Annotated in this window: 15 protein-coding genes; 2 read left to right on the top strand and 13 right to left on the bottom strand. The window is 52.8% G+C overall.

The features are described from left to right. Positions 1-14 precede the first annotated feature (14 nt). The 11 genes from ACFOSD_RS14795 to ACFOSD_RS14745 all read right to left on the bottom strand — a co-directional run bounded on the left by ACFOSD_RS14795 (position 15) and on the right by ACFOSD_RS14745 (position 14,753). Complete coding sequence (locus ACFOSD_RS14795; protein ID WP_380697928.1) at positions 15-2,993, bottom strand: response regulator; 2,979 nt, start codon at positions 2,991-2,993, stop codon at positions 15-17. Then, on the bottom strand, positions 2,990-5,461 hold the full coding sequence (locus tag ACFOSD_RS14790; protein ID WP_380697926.1) for an ATP-binding protein: 2,472 nt from the start codon (positions 5,459-5,461) through the stop codon (positions 2,990-2,992). Before ACFOSD_RS14790 ends, ACFOSD_RS14795 begins: the two co-directional genes overlap by 4 nt. Before the next feature lie 26 nt (positions 5,462-5,487). Next, positions 5,488-7,140, bottom strand: coding sequence for a diguanylate cyclase (locus tag ACFOSD_RS14785; protein WP_380697924.1), 1,653 nt, complete (start codon positions 7,138-7,140; stop codon positions 5,488-5,490). Beyond that, positions 7,133-7,522, bottom strand: a complete 390-nt coding sequence (locus ACFOSD_RS14780) for a response regulator (RefSeq protein ID WP_380697922.1) — start codon at positions 7,520-7,522, stop codon at positions 7,133-7,135. Before ACFOSD_RS14780 ends, ACFOSD_RS14785 begins: the two co-directional genes overlap by 8 nt. Positions 7,523-7,689: 167 nt before the next feature. After that, positions 7,690-8,025: a gamma-butyrobetaine hydroxylase-like domain-containing protein gene (locus ACFOSD_RS14775; protein WP_449329103.1), complete on the bottom strand. Its 336-nt coding sequence runs from the start codon at positions 8,023-8,025 to the stop codon at positions 7,690-7,692. Beyond that, positions 8,025-9,353 carry an ATP-dependent protease ATPase subunit HslU gene (gene hslU / locus ACFOSD_RS14770; protein WP_380697920.1) on the bottom strand — a complete coding sequence of 443 codons (1,329 nt, stop codon included), beginning with the start codon at positions 9,351-9,353 and terminating at the stop codon, positions 8,025-8,027. The genes ACFOSD_RS14775 and hslU overlap by 1 nt, the downstream gene beginning before the upstream one ends. Next, complete coding sequence (gene hslV, locus ACFOSD_RS14765; protein ID WP_380697918.1) at positions 9,350-9,886, bottom strand: ATP-dependent protease subunit HslV; 537 nt, start codon at positions 9,884-9,886, stop codon at positions 9,350-9,352. The genes hslU and hslV overlap by 4 nt, the downstream gene beginning before the upstream one ends. Positions 9,887-10,181: 295 nt before the next feature. Then, on the bottom strand, positions 10,182-11,510 hold the full coding sequence (locus ACFOSD_RS14760) for a TldD/PmbA family protein (protein ID WP_380697916.1): 1,329 nt from the start codon (positions 11,508-11,510) through the stop codon (positions 10,182-10,184). Next, positions 11,510-12,895 (bottom strand): TldD/PmbA family protein, encoded by a 1,386-nt coding sequence (locus ACFOSD_RS14755; RefSeq protein WP_380697914.1) that lies wholly within the window; start codon positions 12,893-12,895, stop codon positions 11,510-11,512. The genes ACFOSD_RS14760 and ACFOSD_RS14755 overlap by 1 nt, the downstream gene beginning before the upstream one ends. A gap of 66 nt (positions 12,896-12,961) precedes the next feature. Further along, complete coding sequence (locus ACFOSD_RS14750; protein ID WP_380697912.1) at positions 12,962-13,588, bottom strand: bifunctional 4-hydroxy-2-oxoglutarate aldolase/2-dehydro-3-deoxy-phosphogluconate aldolase; 627 nt, start codon at positions 13,586-13,588, stop codon at positions 12,962-12,964. A 40-nt stretch (positions 13,589-13,628) separates the two neighbouring features. Next, the gene (locus ACFOSD_RS14745; protein ID WP_380697910.1) at positions 13,629-14,753 is read right to left on the bottom strand and encodes an FAD-dependent oxidoreductase; all 1,125 of its coding nucleotides are present in this window, start codon (positions 14,751-14,753) and stop codon (positions 13,629-13,631) included. Positions 14,754-14,978: 225 nt separating this feature from the next. Here ACFOSD_RS14745 and ACFOSD_RS14740 point away from each other — a divergent pair, with 225 nt between their 5' ends. Both ACFOSD_RS14740 and ACFOSD_RS14735 read left to right on the top strand, forming a co-directional pair. Continuing rightward, positions 14,979-15,452 (top strand): Hsp20 family protein, encoded by a 474-nt coding sequence (locus tag ACFOSD_RS14740; RefSeq protein ID WP_380697908.1) that lies wholly within the window; start codon positions 14,979-14,981, stop codon positions 15,450-15,452. A gap of 468 nt (positions 15,453-15,920) precedes the next feature. Further along, positions 15,921-17,504 (top strand): methyl-accepting chemotaxis protein, encoded by a 1,584-nt coding sequence (locus tag ACFOSD_RS14735; protein ID WP_380697906.1) that lies wholly within the window; start codon positions 15,921-15,923, stop codon positions 17,502-17,504. A 73-nt stretch (positions 17,505-17,577) separates the two neighbouring features. On the opposite strand, the gene ACFOSD_RS14730 is transcribed toward ACFOSD_RS14735, so the two are convergent. Together ACFOSD_RS14730 and ACFOSD_RS14725 are read right to left on the bottom strand one after the other, a co-directional pair. After that, a complete protein-coding gene (locus tag ACFOSD_RS14730; RefSeq protein ID WP_380697904.1) occupies positions 17,578-18,318 on the bottom strand; it encodes a DnaJ domain-containing protein in 741 nt (246 codons plus the stop codon). Between the two features lie 19 nt (positions 18,319-18,337). Continuing rightward, positions 18,338-19,033: a VWA domain-containing protein gene (locus tag ACFOSD_RS14725; protein ID WP_380697902.1), complete on the bottom strand. Its 696-nt coding sequence runs from the start codon at positions 19,031-19,033 to the stop codon at positions 18,338-18,340. Between the last annotated feature and the right edge of the window lie 4 nt (positions 19,034-19,037).

The raw sequence follows: 19,037 nt of genomic DNA, 5'->3' as shown, positions 1-19,037 counted from the left end.
CTACTCAATTTACATCATGAACGAAACCGCTGAACACGATCACTGATACCCTCAATGAGTAACTCGGGTGTTAACCTGGATTTAAGTAGAACGACTTCAACGTTCTCTCTTTCTTGTGCGGATAGTTCATCGCCTGACAGGATAACTATTTTAGCCTCGGGTTGAGACGTTCGAATATCAGGCAATAAATCCCAACCGGAACCATCGGGAAGTCCTAGGTCTAGCAGTATGACATCAAAGAAGTCCTGCTGAAGTCTGTGGTAGGCCTCCGCCAGCGTTTGCGCGAGCTGTATGTCAAATTGCTCTCCCGCCATGGCACAAATAACGTCGTGTAGGTCCTTATTGTCTTCGATATGAAGTATCCGCGCATGGTGCTCTCTTGTGGTGTCCAATTGTCGCTGGATCACATCAATGAGATGTGTTTGATCAATGGGCTTTGACAGCCAGTCTAGGTGCGATACATCGCCAACTAAGGCCAGTTTGCCTTGTTCGACTTTGGCTGAAACAACGACGATAGGGAGGTCTCTGGTGACCGTTTGCCGGCGAAGCTTCGTTATAATTTCTAAGCCGCTGATGTCGGGCAGCATCAAGTCTAAGCTCACAAGATCGTAATGGCCTTCATCCAGCATGCGCATCGCGTCGTAGCCACAATAGGCCATGTCGCAGTCATATCCCGCTTCCTTAAGCATAATCGTCAACAAATGGGCAACATCGGGGTCGTCTTCAACCACTAATATAGTTCCTTTTGAGGCTGGGTAATCATCCGAATGCACCGTTTCTGAACCCTCGAGCATTAATGAGTCAACCCTTGGCAACTCAAAAAAGAATGTGGCACCTTGACCCTCTACGGACTCAAAACCCACATGCCCGCCCATGTGTTCTATCAGTTCGCGCGTAATGGCGAGTCCGAGGCCGGTGCCCTCTTTGGCGCGACTATCCGACGCATCCGCCTGAGCGAAGCGCTGAAAGATTCTATTTCTGAAATGCATTGGGATACCGGGGCCCTGATCATTGATACTGACCACAACGTTTTGGACGGTTGATTCCAAAGTAATCTTGACTGCGCTGTTATCAGGCGAGAACTTGATGGCGTTGGATAGTAAGTTCGCCAGCACTTGAAGCAGGCGTTGTCCGTCAACCTGTACATGAGGATCTAGGTCAGTGGCAGGGAAGTCAATGGTAATGCCTCGCGGAGTACCATAAGCCTGATTAGACTCAATCGCTTGGAGGATTAACGGCTTAAGCGGCTGACGCTGCATGTCGAAGTGCAACTTTCCTGAGGTAATTTTTTCGATATCTAAAAGGTCGTTAATCAAATGGCCTAGGCGTTTACTGTTGCGGTGTGCTGTGTTCAATAGGTGTTTTACCTTTTCAGGTAACTCGCCCATTCCACCGCCGACGATAAGTCCTAAAGCGCCGGAAATAGAGGTCAATGGCGTGCGCAGTTCATGGCTCACGGTAGATATGAATTCACTCTTCATTTGGTCCATGCGTTTACGCGCAGTAATATCCTGCCCAATGCCGAGGTAGCCCTTCACAGAGCCCTCGTTATCACGTATTACCGTTACCGTCAGTGATACGGTGATATGTCGGCCGGACTTGTGCACGTAAGTCCACTCTCGGTTTTCCGAACCATCGCGTTCCGCTTTTGAGACGAAAACTTGAAAGCCTTGAATGGGTTCACCCAACTCATCACTCAGTTCTCGCGCTCTAGTCTCTATTTCGCTTTCGAGATGAAACAGAGCGGGTGTATTTTGTTGTACGAGCTCGGTCTTCAAATAGCCAAGTAGATTTTCCGCGCCTTTATTAAATACCGTGATTGTACCTTCCGTGTCGGTGGCGATGATGGACAGCTCGGTAGCGGACTCCAGGACACTGTTCAGAAACTTTTCTGTTTCCCGAACAACGGCGTCTGCTATATTCCGCTCTTTGGCCAAGCGATTCATCGCGCGGCTTAAAGCCTCGACTTCAGGACCACCCTGTTCATCAAAATCGTTATCGAAACGGGCATCATTAGCCATGTTGTTTATGCGATCAGTCATGCGAGTAAGCGGCCGTGTAAGACTACCTGCTGCCCAGCTAGCGGCTAAAGCTACCGATAGCAGTGCCGTAAGGCTGATGTATAAGAATTGACGATAGGTTGCCTTGGCAGGTGCAATTGCTGTTTCATAGGGAATCGCACGTAAAACAATCCAGCCCAAATCGGGTAGCGCTTGCGTGGTTACAATATATTGGCGTTGCTCGTACTCTATCAATGAACCTGACGGCATTAATGCTGTGGCGGCATCGACCAAGGCATCTGTACCTTGGGGCGGTAATTTTTTGGGCTCAGTGAAACGCTCTTGTACAGAAACGAAAAGCCGATTTTGAGGATCAATGACCATTGTCGTAACACTGCTGTCGTTATCCAAGTCAGGACTTGAAGGAATTAGTGGCGTGTTTGATAAATCCAGTGTGCCGGCAATCAGGCCTGTCAGTTCGTTTTGAGAGGAGAGGACGGGGTATAAATAGGACAGCAGTGGTAATCCGGTTGTACGACCCAGTATAGGTTCGGAAATGACGGGTTGTCTGCTTTCTATTGCCCTTTTAAAGTGTGCTCTGTCTGCGTAGTTTGTACCCAGCCGATTAGGTACAAACACACTTTCGGCAATAGCAGTAGCGGAAGAGTCTAACACCAGTAAGCCGTCCGGGAATTGGTCACTGGCAACCGTGGCTTGGCGCAGTAGGTCCTGAAGCCTGGTCGGATTTAAGAGAGCGCCACTTTCGTCCGTTACCCGAGCGGTTAATGCCTCAAGACTCAATAGACGCTGTTGTTGCGTCAATCCTAATTCGGCCACCAAGCGTTCAATCTTCGCTTGTTCGCGTTCAGATACCAAGGCCTCGTAGTCTGAAACCATCAATTGGTACACTGTCAGTAGCATGCCCGTGGCCAGAATCCCGGCTGCGGCTGCAATCAGAATAATGACCCGAACTTTAAGCGAAAGCTGATTCATTGGTTATTCTCAGTTGGGAGTACGATATAAAATTCACTGCCGCCACCTTTAGCATCGCGGTAATTAACGACTCCCCCCATTTGCTGGGCGATTTCCTGCGTAATGGCCAATCCAAGCCCAGTGCCTGGTATCTTTCGCGAGTCAGAGCTATCGGCTTGGGAAAACCGCTTAAACAATTGGTGGCGAAACTCCGCCGGAACGCCAGGTCCATGATCACGCACGGATATCTCGGTTTGCTTGCCAATGGCTCTCACTGCTATTTCAATATGACCACTCGCTGGTGAGTATTTGGCTGCATTCGACAGCAAATTGGTCAGAGCTTGGATGAATCTCGGCCCGTCTACGTTGACCTTCACAGCGGGCCAAGGCTGAGGCTTTAAAATACCGACCCGATGCTGTTCAAAGTAGTTTTGCATGGAATCTAAAGATTCATCCAGTAATGCGCCCAGCGGTTGAACACTTAGGTTCATCGGCATTTTCCCGGCAACCAGTTTCTCCATGTCTAGAAGATCGTTAATTAAGGCGTTTAGACGTTGAGCATTGCGCTCTGCCGTGGTCAGAAGGGTAAGTGCTTTCGGGGGCAGTTGGCCCAGAGCGCCGCCGGAGAGTAAGCCCAGCGATCCCTTAATGGATGTGAGTGGTGTACGAAGCTCGTGGCTGACGGTGGCTATAAACTGATCTTTCATCTGGTCGAGCTTTCGGCGCTCGGATATGTCTTCTACTAACGACCAAATGACTCTTCGGCCATCGGTTTCTTCGGTCAATATACCTTGTAGCCGCACCGGGTAGCGGCTGCCGTCTTTGCGGATGTATTCTTTCTCGAACGGGCCGTAGCGCCCGGTTGATTTTAAACTTTGAAGCGCGTTATCTTCTTGCGACTGATATTCTGCGGGGGTAAGCGCCCAATAACTCAGTGCCATGAACTCCTCTTTCGAATACCCCGTAGGCTTTAGAATGGCTGGGTTGCCATCGATAAATTGACCACTTTCATAATCGTTCAGCGCAATACCGATCGGTGAAAATTCGAACAAGCCACGCAATCGAGCCTCACTAGTTTTTAGTCTACGTTGTGCTTGTTCGTGCTCATGAATGTCTTGTAAGTAGCCATGCCAGAGTATGCTGCCATCGATAAGCCGCTCCGGACGAGCGTTTCCAGTAATCCAACGGAAATGTCCATGCTCATCGCTCACCCGGTAGGTGGCGTTCCAATTTTCCAGCGAATGCGCAGAATGTTCAATTGAAGCGCTGACACTGGCTAAGTCATCAGGATGAATACGCGCGAAAGCAGGGCTGGCATCAAGCGCTGCTTGACTCGGTGTTATGCCATAAAGTGCGAAGATTTGCGGCGAGCTAAAAGGAAAGGTCATTTTTCCGTCTGGAAAACGGCGAAATTGATAGGTGACGCCAGGCAGTTGTGCCATAAGTTTCGTTAGACGCTCGTGGCTCAAGTTGGAGCCGATTGTGGATGAGAGCCAACGACCGAGTAAGCGTATCAGGGCCCGCTCACCGTCATCGAACGGCTGCAAACGTGCCGTAGTCGACGAAAAGTTTAAGGTTCCGAAGCATTGGCCCTCAATTTCAAGGATTACGCTTGCATGGGCTTCTATGGGGTTTTTCTGATAGAACGGATGTGTGTGAAACCCTTGGTGATACATGTTACTGATAAACAGCTCGGATATTTGAGGGGTAGCCTGATCCGAAAACAAAAGTTGGCACCAAGTATCCTCCAATGCAAATTGCTGGCCCGGTTTAATGGCACTGTTCGGACCGCCAGCTATCCAGCCCACCGTACAAATGCTCCCTTCAATTTGACTGATCATCGCAAAATCCATTTGCAGGTAATCACGTGCGAGGTGTAAGGCATTACTGATCTTGCCATCAAGCGTGTCGAATGAGGCAAAAGCAATGCTGTTCAAAAGCTGCAAGGCATCACGATTAGAGATGAGTTGCAGCTCCAAGAGCTCAGCGTGCTCAAGATTGGCTTCGTCAATGTGAATTAACGCTTCCACCGTGGCGGCAAAATCAACCAGCATAGTGACCTGTGCTTTGGTCAAGTCCCTCGGCTGGTCGTCGATCAGGCAGAGGGTGCCAATACGATGGCCACTCCTTGTGCTGATGGGGGCTCCGGCATAGAAACGAATATAGGGCGCGCCAGTGACCAGAGGATTATCTGCAAAGCGCGGGTCTTGCAGCGCATCGCTGACGATCAACGGCTTTTTATTCAATATGGCGTGTCCACAGAATGAAATTTCGCGAGGGGTTTCTTCCGCCTCTAACCCCTGCCGCGACTTAAACCATTGGCGGTCTCGGTCGACCAAGGAAACCAACACGATGGGAACAGCAAACACCGTACTGACTAAGCGTGTGATGCGGTCGAAACGAGGATCAGCACCAGTGGCAATTAGGCCGGTACTATCCAGCGCACATTGGCGTGCATACTCATTACTTGGCCTGTCGGGAGCCTTCATTACATCGACCTCACACTAATATCGCCTCAGTCTTCTGCTAACTTGACTTGATTTCGTCCATTATGTTTAGCGGAGTATAGAGCCTTGTCTGCGCGCTCTAACAGTGCATGTGGTGGGTCGCTGGGATACGCCTTGTTGTCAACAATACCCGCCGAAATCGTGCAGGAGAACTCGATACCATTGGCCGTGAACTGAATGCTGGCGAATGCCTCTCGTAATTCTTCAACCATGCGTAAGGCGTCACTGGCAGTACAGTCTACCAGAACCAGTGTGAACTCTTCTCCACCATAGCGCCCCAGTTTATCTACGCGGCGAAAGCGCTGCCTGAGTAATGTGCCAACGGCGGCGATCACGATGTCACCGACGGCATGTCCATAGGTGTCATTCACACGCTTGAAGTGGTCAATGTCGAGCATGACAACGCTGAAGTGAGTATTTGGATGACGCTGAACATGTTCCCAGTGGGTCTGCAAGGCGTCTTTTATGCTGGCATGTTTCAATAACCCAGTCAGGCCATCTTGGTTGCGAGAGGCCTCAAACTGACGCAATTTTTGGACGCGCATCCGACAAAGGCCAATTAGGAGTTCGTCAACGATGGGCTTGTCGATTACCGTGCAATTACTCGATAGCATGGTTTGTTGGCGAAGTTCTGTATTCGTGTCTTCAGAAAGATAAAGAATGGGTGTATGTGCCCAGCGCTCCATTTGACCCAGTAATGCACACAATTCTGCCCCCGTAACATCACCAGGGCGCAAATTCATCACGATGACCTCGGGATCAAAACTGCTGACGGCAGTAAACAATTCCGTCGGTCTGTCAAGAACCCATACATTCATGCCGGCTTTCTCAAGCGCTACACGACAGGTGCCGATGTCGGATGAATCATCTTCCACGATCATAACCCGCTCTGGGTCGGCATCTTTCGCCGTGAGAAGTTGCACAATTTGTTTGGTCAGTTCTATGGTATTTAAAGGTTTTACGAAATACCCACTACCATGGCTACGCAATGCATTAAGTCTCGCCTGAAAGCTTTCCTCTGCCCCGATGAAGAAAACGGGGCAATTTAAGTGCCGCAGGCGTTGTTGCCAGTATGCAACGGAGTTTTGTTTGATCTCTGGCGATTCGCTGGCACGATGATCGACCAAAAACAAGTCGGGAGGCTCGCCTGAAAGTTGCTGCAAATCATCGGCATCGTGAAGGCAGGTTACATGAAAGCCAAAGCTTTCGAGTTGTTGCGCCGTGTAATCTGCCAGGATTGAGTCACGCTCAATCAGCACAATGTGCGGTTCATCGGTTCGCTGTTTTTTTTGTTTGATCGATATACTTTGGGAGGCACTGCGGCTGTCATCGTCCTTCAGAGCAGCATATAAGCAGACAAGCCAATCGGATGTGTCGACGTTGAGAGCACCATGGTCGGCAGCGTTTGCCTGCACACTATTTAGGCTTTGTTCGTATTGACGTGCAATACGCCCGAGCTGTTCATAACCAAAAGTACCGGCAGAGCCTGCCAGCTTGTGCAGTTGCGCGTGCAACCGTAGCAGGCTTTCTTTAGGCTCTGTTGCATGGCCCTTTATGAGTTGCCCGAGTTCTTTGAGCTCAGCGTCTAAACGCTTGCGATAAGCTACGCGTAGGGCTTCAAGCCGATCCGCAAAATCATCGGTCGATCTTGAATCAACCATGGCGTGCCTTCCAAATCGCTCTGACCTCATCCGCCAGGGTCATCGGGTCAAAGGGTTTCGCGATAACATTCATTACCCCCATCTCATGGTAACGCTTTAGTTCATCTGGATGGACCTTGGCCGTCATAAATGCAACAGGAATATCTTCAGTTATTGATCCTTGCTTAATGAGCGCCTTTAGGGTCTCTGGACCGTTTAGGCCAGGCATCATGACATCCAGTAGGATCAATTGCGGCGCAAAATCATCAACATCTTGCAGGGCTCTTTCGCCGGATTCGCAAGCCTGCACGGTTAAGCCCCCTACATCCCGTAAGGCCAAAAGCGCTATTTCCCGAATATCGGCATCGTCTTCGACGTAGAGTACTCGCTGTAGGTTATCCATTTACCGTTCTCTTTTGGGCATTCGATGGTTTGTAAAGCACAAAAATAAGCAAGGCTGTGGCTTAGTTTAGATAAAACTAACAATAGTTTAGTGAAGGAGTCGTTTGCAAGAAATCTGTCGGTTTAATTATTTATGCGGCAGCGTAAAAATTTGCGCTGCCCGTGAGCCTATGATTCAGCTTGCTTTATTCGTTTTTGGTAGCGCGCCCAAAGAGCGTCTTGCTCCAGCGCAAACTTATGCAGCAGCGTCCATGAATAGAGGCCACTGTCGTGGCCGTCATCAAACACGATTTTCAGCGCATAGTTGCCTACCGCTTCAATATGGGTAATGCGCACATTTTGCTTGCCGAGTTGCAAAATGGGCTTGCCGTGGCCTTGCACTTCCGCCGAAGGCGAATGCACGCGCAAAAACTCAGCCGGTAAGTGGGCGCTTACCCCGTCGGCAAAGGCCACCTCAAGGGTGGCCGATTGCTTGTGCAGATGAATGGCGGTGGGCGTGCTCATCAGAGGATAAACCGGCTGAGGTCTTCATTTTCCACCAGGCGGCCCAGTTGGGCATCGACATAGGTAGCGTCTATGTGCACGGCTTCGCCTTTTAGCGCCATGTCAGTGGCATTAAAAGAGACGTTTTCCAACAAGCGTTCGAGCAGCGTGTGCAGTCGACGCGCACCGATGTTTTCCGTACGTTCGTTCACTTTAAAGGCAATTTCTGCGATTTTCGCTACACCATCAGGAGTAAAGTCGATGTCCAAGCCTTCCGCTTTCATCAAGGCTTTGTATTGATCGGTCAAGCAGAAATCAGGGCCGGTCAGAATGCGTTCGAAGTCTTCCTCTCGTAACGCCTGCAATTCTACCCGAATCGGTAGGCGGCCTTGCAGCTCGGGAATCAGGTCGGACGGCTTGGAAAAGTGGAACGCGCCGCTGGCAATGAACAGAATGTGGTCGGTACGCACCATGCCATACTTGGTGCTGACGGTGCTGCCTTCAATTAAAGGCAGCAAATCTCGCTGTACGCCTTCACGGGATACATCGCCGCCACCACGGTTCTCGTTCTTGGCGATCTTGTCGATTTCATCAATGAACACAATGCCATTGTGTTCGACCTGATACACGGCGTCTGCCTTGATCTCGTCCTCATTAACCAGTTTGGCCGCTTCTTCGTCGATCAGTTGTTTGAAGGCTTCACGAATTTTCACTTTGCGTGTTTGCTTTTTCTGCTGTGACAAGCTGCTGAACATGTTTTGCAGCTGGCTGGTCATTTCTTCCATGCCTGGGGGAGCCATGATTTCCAGACCCACGCTCGGCTGTGCCAGCTCGATGTCGATCTCTTTGTCGTCGAGTTCGCCCTGGCGCAGCTTTTTACGGAATACCTGACGAGCGGTGGAATCCTTGCCTTCCTCTTCTTCGTTACCCCGGGCGCGTGGTAGTAGAGCATCCAAAATGCGTTCTTCCGCGGCGTCTTCAGCACGGGGTTGCACTTTTTTCATCGCCTGTTCGCGGTACATCTTTATACCCATTTCCACCAAATCGCGCACGATGGATTCAACATCGCGCCCGACATACCCCACTTCGGTGAACTTGGTGGCCTCGACTTTAACGAAGGGCGCGTTGGCCAAGCGGGCCAAGCGGCGCGCAATTTCGGTTTTACCGACACCAGTCGGGCCAATCATCAGGATGTTCTTCGGGGAAATCTCATCGCGCATTTGTTCTTCAAGTTGCATGCGCCGCCAGCGGTTACGCAACGCAATGGCGACGGCGCGTTTGGCGTCATCTTGGCCGATGATGTATTTGTCGAGTTCGGATACGATTTCACGTGGGGTCATTTGGCTCATGCGGCGTCTCCCTCGCCGATGCCTTCGAGCACCAGCGAATGATTGGTGAATACACAAATATCAGCGGCGATGTTTAAAGATTTTTCCGTGATGTCGCGGGCGTTCATGTCGCTGTGCTCATACAGGGCGCGTGCCGCTGCCAAAGCATAGTTGCCGCCGGAGCCAATGGCGACAATACCGTGTTCGGGTTCTACCACATCGCCATTGCCGGAGATAATCAGCGAGGTGTCTTTGTCCGCCACTATTAACATAGCTTCAAGCCGCCGTAACGCGCGGTCACTGCGCCATTCTTTGGCTAATTCAACGGCGGAACGGGTGAGGTGCCCGGAATGTTGCTGTAGGTGGCCTTCAAATTTTTCAAAAAGGGTGAAGGCGTCAGCGGTGCTGCCCGCAAAACCGGCGATAACTTTGTCATGATAGAGGCGACGAACCTTGCGCGCGTTGCCCTTCATTACGGTGTTGCCCAAGCTGACTTGGCCGTCGCCACCGACCACCACCTGACCATTTTTACGAACTGACACTATGGTGGTCATGACCACTCCTGTTCAATGTTAGGGAACATCCAAAACCTCTTTTTCCCAAGCTGGCGTTGTTAATGATGCCTTTAGAGTGCTCATTTACGTCTAGTAAACTCCGCTTTTCAGACATTATTGCCAAGCCAGCTTTTCGCCTCTGGAGTTTTGAATGCCCCCTCTGGATTTATTGTTCCGATTTCAGTAAATGGGCACACCATCGGGCATTTTCAAGGGTCGTTACGGCACAAGGACGCTACGATCCGCCATAATGATCATTGTCTGAGATTGTAAACTGGTCAGCACCAATATCGGGTTAGCCGGAAATGGCAATATCGGCAAAGCGCAAACTGGGCATTTTGATGCTGCGTTGCCAGTTCCATTTCGCAGTATCGCCAATGGCGCTGATGCGGTTCAGCATCTCGTAGAAATTCCCGGCTACCGTGATGCCGCGTACCGGCTGTATCCGTTCGCCATCGCGGCACAAATAACCACTGGCCCCGAAACTGAAATCGCCAGATATGGCGTTGGCACCCGAGTGCGTGCCTTGCAGTGCGGTCAGTTCCAAGTATTCGCCACTGGTTAGGTCGCGCTGAGTATGTTGGCCCGGTGCAACGTGCAGTTGATGCGCGCCCACACTGAGCGGTGACTTCGGGCCGCGTTGCGCGTGGCCTGTATTGCCCGCGTTGAGCTGCCGCGCCGTAACACTGTTGTGCAGCAGGGTTTGCAGCACACCATCGACCACCAGTGGCGTGGCTTGGCAGGCGGTGCCTTCGGAATCGAACAGGGCATAGCCGAATCCGTCGGTGGCTAAGGGCTGATCACTGAGCTGGAAGCCCGTCACGGCGACCGATTTGCCAATCCGATTGCGCCACGGATTGATGCCGTCTTGTGCGGCCTTGCCCGACAACATGATGCTGAAGGCCCCCAAGACATCCGCCAATGATTCAATATCGAAGATCACGTCATAATGCCCGCTGGCAACTGGCTTGCCTTGCAGCAGTGTCGTGGCCTCGTGGTACGCATTGGCAATCACTTGGTCGGCGTTCAACTGCTCGCCTAAACGGGTTGCTTGGCCTTTGCCCGCCATGGCCGTCAGGTCGCCATCGGCTGCCAGTGCATAGGCGTACAGATGGTTCATGCGTTGTCGACTGGAGGCGCTCAGCCCTTGCGTCGAAAATACTTGATGCTGACTGATGACTTCCATGACGCCGTTGTAGGGCACGTTGCGGATCTGCGGTTTGCTGGCCAGCGTGCGTTCCAAATACAGCGCCAACTCAATGCGCTGTTCGGCACTGAACTGAGAGTCCGGGCAGAGTTGGGCGTCGTCCGTATGCAGGCTTTGGCGGTTGGCCTGAATCTGCTCGTTTGGCTCCGGCTTGCTATAACGAGCGTTTAACAGTGCTTGGTCCACCAACTGGTTAAGTGCGTCGGCATCGGTCGCTTCGCTGTAAGCAATGCCGACTTGCTGGTCTTTGATGACGCGCAAACCCAGAATGCGCGTGGCACTGACCGCTTGTTCTTCCAGAGCGCCATCGCGGGCTTTCAGTGACAATGACTCTTTGGCGTCGACAATCAGGTCGGCTTCGGCACCGGCTGCTCGGGCGCGCTCCAATACGGTGCTGGCAAAGTTTGGCATACTCATTAGGCGTTCCCTCCGACCAGAATATTATTCACTTTGAGCGCTGGCTGGCCGACCGTGGTGGGTATGGAACCACTGACCGATCCACACATACCGCAGGCCAAGGCAAGGTCTGGCCCTACCATGCTGATTTCTTTCAGCACTTTCGGGCCGGTGCTGATCAAGGTAGCGGCCTTCACAGGGTATTGAATTTTACCGTTTTCCACGTAATAGCCTTCGGTCACGGCGAAGTTGAATTCACCCGTGCCAGGCTGCACAGAGCCACCGCCCATACGGGCGGCATAAATGCCTTTGTCCATACTGGCGATCATGTCGTCAAAACTATCGTCACCCGCTTCAATAAAGGTGTTACGCATGCGCGATGCAGGCGCATAACGATAGCTTTCGCGGCGACCAGAACCGGTGCGTGCGAAGCCGGTTTGTTGGCTGCCAATACGGTCGACCAGAAAGCCGGTTAAGCGGCCTGCTTTAATCAGTTGCGTATGTTGGGTTTCCATGCCTTCGTCATCGATGTTGATGGAACCCCATGCGTTGTTTATGGTGCCATCGTCCACGGCACTGACCGCCGGGTGCGCGATCATCTCACCCATTTGGTCGTGAAACACCGAGGCTTTCTTGGCCACCGAGGTCGTTTCCAATAAGTGCCCACAGGCTTCATGGAAGATCACCCCGCCAAAACCATTGCCGATTACCACGGGCATGTGGCCGGATGGGCACGGTTTGGCGCCCAAGTTCACCAGCGCCTGTCGGCGGGCTTCTTCCCCTAAACGCGCCGGTTCATCCTGTTCATGCAGTTCCCAGCCAACCAAGCCGCCGATGTTTTCGCTGCCGGTGGCTTGCAGGTCGCCGTCCATTGCCACAGCGGTGATGCCCACACGGCAATAGTGCCTGGTGTCCGCGGTGTGCAGCCCTTCGCTGTTGAAGATTTCTACTTGCTGTTCGCGCTGCATTAAAAAACCCATGGTGCGGCTGATTTGTGCGCTGCCATGGCGAGCCGCGTGGTCGGCGCGGCGTAGAAAGTCGATTTTTGCTTGCAGCGCGGCATCCGCACTCAAAGGGGCGCGGGCCAGATGGTGGTTGGTCGGAATACGATAGTCGAAGGCCACAGCGGTATTGACCGGATCACGGCGGTCTTTCGCGGCGAGTTTGCTGACCACATCGCGCAGCACGTCCGCTGAGGCTTGATTGGTGTAGCCATAAAGAACCTTGTTGCCGAACACCAGACGCACGCCGATGCCGAATTCCAGACCGGACTGTACGTTCTCCACTTGATCCAGCAGTGTGCTGAGGTTCTGCCGCTGTTGCCGCTCGACAAAGAGGTCGGCGAAGTCCGCACCCAACGACAACGCGTGGTCGAGTACGGTACGGGCAATGGTCGGGTTGAGCATGGTGCAAAACTCCCTGAACTCTATTGACGTGTTTAGATACTCACAGGATACGCGGGATAAGACGATTTAGCCTAGGCTTGACGCTTGCTTTGCCAACTCGGTAATCCCCGCCCAGTCCCGTGCTGCCAGCTTGTCAGCGGGTACTAACCAACTGCCGCCGACACATAGCACCTGCGGTAAGGCCAGATAAGAGGGGGCATTGGCAAGACTGATGCCGCCGGTGGGGCAAAAGGTAAAATCCGGGAACGGCCCGGATAGGGCTTTCAGCATCTTGACGCCGCCTGCCGCCTCCGCGGGGAAAAACTTGCAGCAACGTAGGCCAAAATTAAGCGCATGCATGGCATCGGTAGGGGTAGCAATGCCGGGCAGTAACGGCAGGCTCCATTCGCTGGCGGCGAGCATGATGTCCGAGGCTAAGCCGGGACTCACCGCGAAGTCGGCACCGGCATCGGCCACGCGATGAATCTGTTGGGGTTTGACCACAGTACCTGCACCAACGGTCAGGCCCGGTATGTCTTTCATGACGCGAATAACATCGAGCGCCGCAGGTGTACGCAAGGTGACTTCTACCACACGAATACCGCCTGCTATTAGGGCTTCGGCGAGCGGCTGCGCGTCGTCAACATGGTTAACCACCAGTACCGGAAGGACAGGTGCAGCGCGCTGTAAAATATCTTCAATGGACGTAGCCAATCGCCTCACTCCCGATCTGTGGTGGCACCGACACTGTATCCTATTTGAACAGTCTCATGAAATCCCGATCAATCCAGTTTTTCCAATACCATACCCAAGCGCCGCTGAAGGTAAAGGGGCCGCGCCGCCCTACCGCGGTTTTGCCGCCCAGCGCCAGTAACGACAGAAACTGGCGTTGCAGGTGCATCGGGCGCAGCGGCTGCCCGGCAAGGCTGCGCCGCACATTGTCGGACAGATAACGTGCCTGCCGTACCGCGTAAACACCCGCCTTGGGGCGCGGATCGGTCACCATTTCTGCCACATCACCCACCGCAAATAGGGTGGGGTGTGAGGTGCTTTGCAAATATTCATTCACCGCAATAAACCCGCCATTGGCGGTTGCCAATCCACTCGTTTGCGGCCATTGCGGCGCAGTAACGGGCGTGCAGAGGATGGTGTGCTGCATGGGTATTCGGGTGCCATCGGCGGCGGTTAGGTGATCTTCTGCGATGCTCTGTAAGTTGAAATCAGGGTGGCATTGAATCCGTGCTTGCGCCAAGGCGTGTTCTGCTTTGCGCTTTAGACGCTTCGGATAACCGGGCAAAATAGATGGGCCTCGGTACAGCAAATGCCAGTGTACCCGTGGGGCATTGGGTGACAGCTGACGGATTCTGTGCGCCATGGCCAGCACCAGTTCAACGCCACCCGCCCCAGCGCCCACAACGCCCCAATGTTGGGGTTCCGCCGGTGGATTCTGTACAAGCGTTTCTAGGTGTTTTGACCACCGCTGATAGAGACCGCTGACCGGTTTTACCCCCAACACAAAACGGTCTGCCCCGCTGATGTCGGCAGTGGGGGTAGCCCCGGTATTGATGGAAATCAGGTCATACGACAACGCCGGTTGATCGGCTAGAAACAGTTGCCGGGCATTCGGGTCCAAGCCAGTAACCCTGCCTTGATGGAACACCACCCCGGCTCGTTGGCATAAACGCGGTAAATCAATGTGCATTTCCGCAAACTCATAGTGCCCGGCGATCAATCCCGGGAGCATGCCAGTATAGGGCGCCATCGCGTGGTCAGACACCAAGATCACCCGGACATTGGGCAAGGGGTGACGTATCAAGCGACGGAGCAAAAGCGCGTGAGTATGACCGCCGCCAGCAAGAACCAATGTGGGTTGTGACATGTCATTGCTCGCCTAAAAGTTAGGATTGATCGCCTAGCAGTTTCGTCCAAGGAGCTTGCGCACTTCCGATACAGAACGCTTGTTTGCTTGCACTTTTTTTACAAAAAACCGAACTTGAAGCACGCCAACGAAACCCTATTTAAGATCCTGTAGGGCTTGTGTCACTGAGTTGAGCAGGCGCTACTTACATGACAATGTCTATTGCTTCTCTTGGAGGATAACACCATGGCAACCATTGATTTAACACCCCTATACCGCAGCAGTGTGGGCTTCGACCGCTTGGCTAACTTGCTCGACAGCGCCATGCGCAGCGATCAATCCACCGGCTACCCACCATACAATATTGAAGTGACCGGCGACGACGAATACGCCATTACTTTGGCCGTAGCGGGTTTCGCGGAAAGTGAATTGGATATTCAGCTTGAAGGTGGCGTGCTCACCGTGAAAGGCAAAAAATCCACCGACGGCGACAGCAAAAAATACCTGCACCAAGGCATCGCCTTCCGTTCCTTCGAACGTCGGTTTAACTTGGCCGACCACATTAAGGTGGGCGGCGCGAACCTGAACAACGGTTTGTTGTCGATTGGCCTGTATAAAGAAGTGCCCGAAGCCATGAAACCACGCACCATTGCCATTCAGTCCGGTGGTGGAGAGCGGCAGGCGATTGAGCATAAGTCAGAGGCACTAGAAACCGCCTAAGTAGCTTGTTGTTCTTTGCGTTAACGAGAAAGAGCGCCGACCGCTGGCGCTCTTTTGATGTAGGCGGCGACGTTGTCATAAAAATGTAAGATATTGCAAGATCCGATCTGTGTTGCGGTTAATGGCCTGAAATTACAATTCGTTACGTGTAAACCTTTCTAACGCCGTTCTGTGGTGAAAGCCCCATCCCCGCTACACTTAAAGCCTTGTTTTCACTAAAAAAGCAAAAGCTAATCAATTGGTCAATTGACGTTTGGCTGTCAATAAATAGCTCTAAAAATAGTCTTAACCGGACAAAATATTGTCATGGTGCAATTTTATGCTGCACCGTTCACGTAAGCCCTTTGGACAATACTCATAAACCACCTAGGCTGTAGTACGAAGGACTTGTGTCTCTCACGGCCTTCTCAGTAGTGAATTCAGTTCGAATTCGATGACCTAACGACGATGCAAAAGGAACACATAAAGATGAACACCCTCCAAAACCTGTTGAGTGCCTTGAGCATTCGCATGAAGTTGATTGTGGGCTTCGGCTCAATATTGGCCTTGTTATTGGTCATATCCTTTGTCAGTTTTTCGGCCTTGCGCGGCATTATGACGGACGTAGAGCAAACCATTGATGCCAATCAGGTGAATGTGCTGATGGGTGACGCCCGACTCGCCGAGAAGAATTACATCATTCGGGGCGAACAAATCTACATTGATGAGGTGAATGCGCTGGTCGATCAAATGCAGGCGTCGACTGCTGAGCTAGCGGCCGTTGCCACAACGGGCGATGAAATAGCGGCCATTGACCGAATCACCCAGGGCATTAATGGTTATTTGAGCGCGTTCGATGCGTACGTGGCGGCGGGTCCAGCCGGCAATCGGGATGCCTTGGAGGAAAACATCACCACGGCCGCTCGGGGTGTGTCTCGTCTGATCGGAGAGTGGGCCGATGCCAATTATGTGGGCATGGTGGCGCGGGAAGACCAAGCTGAGCTGGTGATGGCAAGCCTGTCGTTAGGTGCATTGGCGGTCGGGGTTTTTCTAGCGTTGCTGATCACGGCCAACATCGTAACGCCCACGCATCAATTAGTGGATATCCTGCGTGGCTTGGCCGATGGCGATCTCAATCAAAATGTCACCACCAAACGCAAGGATGAGTTGGGTGATTTGATGCGTTCTACGCAAGACACCATCGTGTCATTGCGTGATCTAGTGAGTCGTCTAACCATGGGTATATCCCAGCTTTCGTCGGCCACGGAAGAAATGTCCGTGGTGGCGCAGCAAAATACGCAACTGATCACCGAGCAGCGCGGCGAAACCGAACAAGTGGCTACGGCCATGAATGAAATGACGGTTACGGTGCAAGAAGTGGCGAAAAACGCCGAGGAAGCCTCGTCGGCAGCGATGGAATGCGAACAACAAACCCAAGCCGGTGGTAAGTTGGTGCGTCATACCATAGACCTTACCAAACAATTGGCGGATGAAGTGGATCGCTCGTCGCAGGCGGTGAATGAATTAAAAGCGGCAGGTGACCAAATCGGCTCCGTGTTGGATGTGATCAGCGGCATTGCCGAACAAACCAACTTGCTGGCCTTGAACGCTGCCATTGAAGCGGCGCGTGCGGGTGAAGCCGGGCGTGGTTTTGCCGTGGTGGCCGATGAAGTGCGGACGTTGTCGCAGCGCACCCAGGAATCTACCGAGAAGATTGAATCACTGATCACTAACCTGCAAAAAACCGCCGAGCTGGGTGTGCAGGCCATGGCGCGCAGTGCAGAACTTGCATCGACCACGCGTGAGCCTGCGGAGAAAATGCGTACCGCATTCGCGGAAATTACCGACGCCATCGGCAGCATTCAGTCCATGACCTCACAAATCGCTACGGCGGTTACCGAGCAGGGTGCGGTGGCGGAAGAGATCAATCGCAATGTGTCTAACATTAATGGCGTAGCAGAACAAACGGCGACGGCCAGCGAGCAAACCCAGCAGGCTACGGTTGAATTGAGCAAGCTGGGGGCAGACTTGCAAGCGTTGGCGGCCACATTCAGGGTCAGTGCCACGAGTTAAGGTCGCCATAGTGAGATGACGTTCAACACCATCCATCATGAAGGCGGGACGGTGTTGAACGTTAATACGAGGGTTAGTGATCCAGCAGCAGGGTCCGCGCTGCATTAATACGGGCCGCCAAATAAGCACTGCCACCCCGGTCGGGGTGCATTTTCTGCATTAAACGGCGATGCGCCTGAACAATTTCATCTCGGCTGGCACCGGGTTCCAGACCAAGAATGTCATAGGCTTCGGCACGCGTCATGTCGCTACTGTTGCGGGTGTCACGACTCGTTTCATCCTGCGTATTGGCCCCCGGATCATCTTGCCGCCAGCGGTCGCCAAACCGTTTGTCGAGGTAGGCTTCGAGCAGGCGGGTAGAGTCTTCATCATATTTCCGGCAATACTGCAACAACGTGATGAATTGTTCGTCGCTCAGTTCGGCCAGTTCTTTGCCCGCAAATTCGCCTTGTCTTATGGTGCCAAACATCAGCCCGGTGTCATGTTCCAGTACCATATCGATGATGGCACTGCTGACGCGAGATTGTCCTCCGCTTGCCTGTCCGCTGCTTCGATCACGCTTTTGTTGCTGTTTTCGGATGAACAACCCGAGCAACATCGGCCATAGGCGACGCACAAAGGGGAGTAGCATGGCCAAGGCCGCGCCCAATATGTGCAAGCGGCCGGTCGCGGCAAGAACAATCAATATAAGCGCCCCACCAAAGAGCGCCAGTTTGGTGACGGCGGCACGTCTCTGCGCCGAAGGTTGGTTACGCACCCAGACCCAAGCGAGCAAACCAGCAGCGAAAATAACCAATAAGGTGGCGGGGTTCACGTGCGGCTCCTCAGCGTGTTCAAGTCATCTGGCGCGTCAGCAATTTTACGTGCTGACCTTGTTGTTTGGCATGTTGTTCGAGTGCCTTCGGGCCGCCGGTGGCGTAAATCGCCACGGCGGCCAACAGGTCTTTTAAAATCCCGGGACTGTTAAGATCGAACGGTGCATAGGCCCCGCCGGATAAATGACTGATTTGCCGGAAGGCTTGTTCGGCGGCGTTGTCCTGGCCTTCTTGGAAAATAAAAACCGGCGTGCGCAATAAGCCAAGTTCGCCCGCCAATTGGCAAAGATCATCCACCGCTTCTTCACAGCAGTCGCCGATGAATACCACAGCGCTGACCCGTTGTTTGCGCGTTTCTTCTACCGCGTGGCGCAGTACCTTGCGAATCTGAGTGTGCCCTCCTAATACATCTACGCCGTTCATGCGCTGTAGCAGAGGCTGCGTTTGGCTCAGCCAAGGCGCGGCGACGAATTCGCCAAACCCCCGGTAATAGCAGAGTTGCACGGCCAAGCCGCCGAGGTCTTGGGTGGCCAGAAACAACTCACTTTGCAGTTGGCACGCTTGATCCCACGTCGGCTTCCGACTGGCAGTAGCGTCGAGCGCGAAGATCAACCGACCTTGCTGTGCTTGCGGTACAGCCAGTTCCTTTACTTGGTTCAGAAATTGGTCGATGGATTTCCGATCAGAAACGGTTTGTAGAGACTTATCTCGCATGGCC

It is taken from the genome of Salinispirillum marinum, from assembly GCF_042650105.1.
Lineage (GTDB): Bacteria > Pseudomonadota > Gammaproteobacteria > Pseudomonadales > Natronospirillaceae > Salinispirillum > Salinispirillum marinum.
This window is presented reverse-complemented; position numbering and strand designations above follow the sequence as displayed.

What these genes read in the sequence shown, in the direction of transcription:
- ACFOSD_RS14795 (WP_380697928.1), bottom strand. Translation starts at nt 2,993, where the DNA reads ATGAATCAGCTTTCGCTTAAAGTTCGGGTCATTATTCTGATTGCAGCC.
- ACFOSD_RS14790 (WP_380697926.1), bottom strand. Translation starts at nt 5,461, where the DNA reads ATGAAGGCTCCCGACAGGCCAAGTAATGAGTATGCACGCCAATGTGCG.
- ACFOSD_RS14785 (WP_380697924.1), bottom strand. Translation starts at nt 7,140, where the DNA reads ATGGTTGATTCAAGATCGACCGATGATTTTGCGGATCGGCTTGAAGCC.
- ACFOSD_RS14780 (WP_380697922.1), bottom strand. Translation starts at nt 7,522, where the DNA reads ATGGATAACCTACAGCGAGTACTCTACGTCGAAGACGATGCCGATATT.
- ACFOSD_RS14775 (WP_449329103.1), bottom strand. Translation starts at nt 8,025, where the DNA reads ATGAGCACGCCCACCGCCATTCATCTGCACAAGCAATCGGCCACCCTT.
- hslU (WP_380697920.1), bottom strand. Translation starts at nt 9,353, where the DNA reads ATGAGCCAAATGACCCCACGTGAAATCGTATCCGAACTCGACAAATAC.
- hslV (WP_380697918.1), bottom strand. Translation starts at nt 9,886, where the DNA reads ATGACCACCATAGTGTCAGTTCGTAAAAATGGTCAGGTGGTGGTCGGT.
- ACFOSD_RS14760 (WP_380697916.1), bottom strand. Translation starts at nt 11,510, where the DNA reads ATGAGTATGCCAAACTTTGCCAGCACCGTATTGGAGCGCGCCCGAGCA.
- ACFOSD_RS14755 (WP_380697914.1), bottom strand. Translation starts at nt 12,895, where the DNA reads ATGCTCAACCCGACCATTGCCCGTACCGTACTCGACCACGCGTTGTCG.
- ACFOSD_RS14745 (WP_380697910.1), bottom strand. Translation starts at nt 14,753, where the DNA reads ATGTCACAACCCACATTGGTTCTTGCTGGCGGCGGTCATACTCACGCG.
- ACFOSD_RS14740 (WP_380697908.1), top strand. Translation starts at nt 14,979, where the DNA reads ATGGCAACCATTGATTTAACACCCCTATACCGCAGCAGTGTGGGCTTC.
- ACFOSD_RS14735 (WP_380697906.1), top strand. Translation starts at nt 15,921, where the DNA reads ATGAACACCCTCCAAAACCTGTTGAGTGCCTTGAGCATTCGCATGAAG.
- ACFOSD_RS14725 (WP_380697902.1), bottom strand. Translation starts at nt 19,033, where the DNA reads ATGCGAGATAAGTCTCTACAAACCGTTTCTGATCGGAAATCCATCGAC.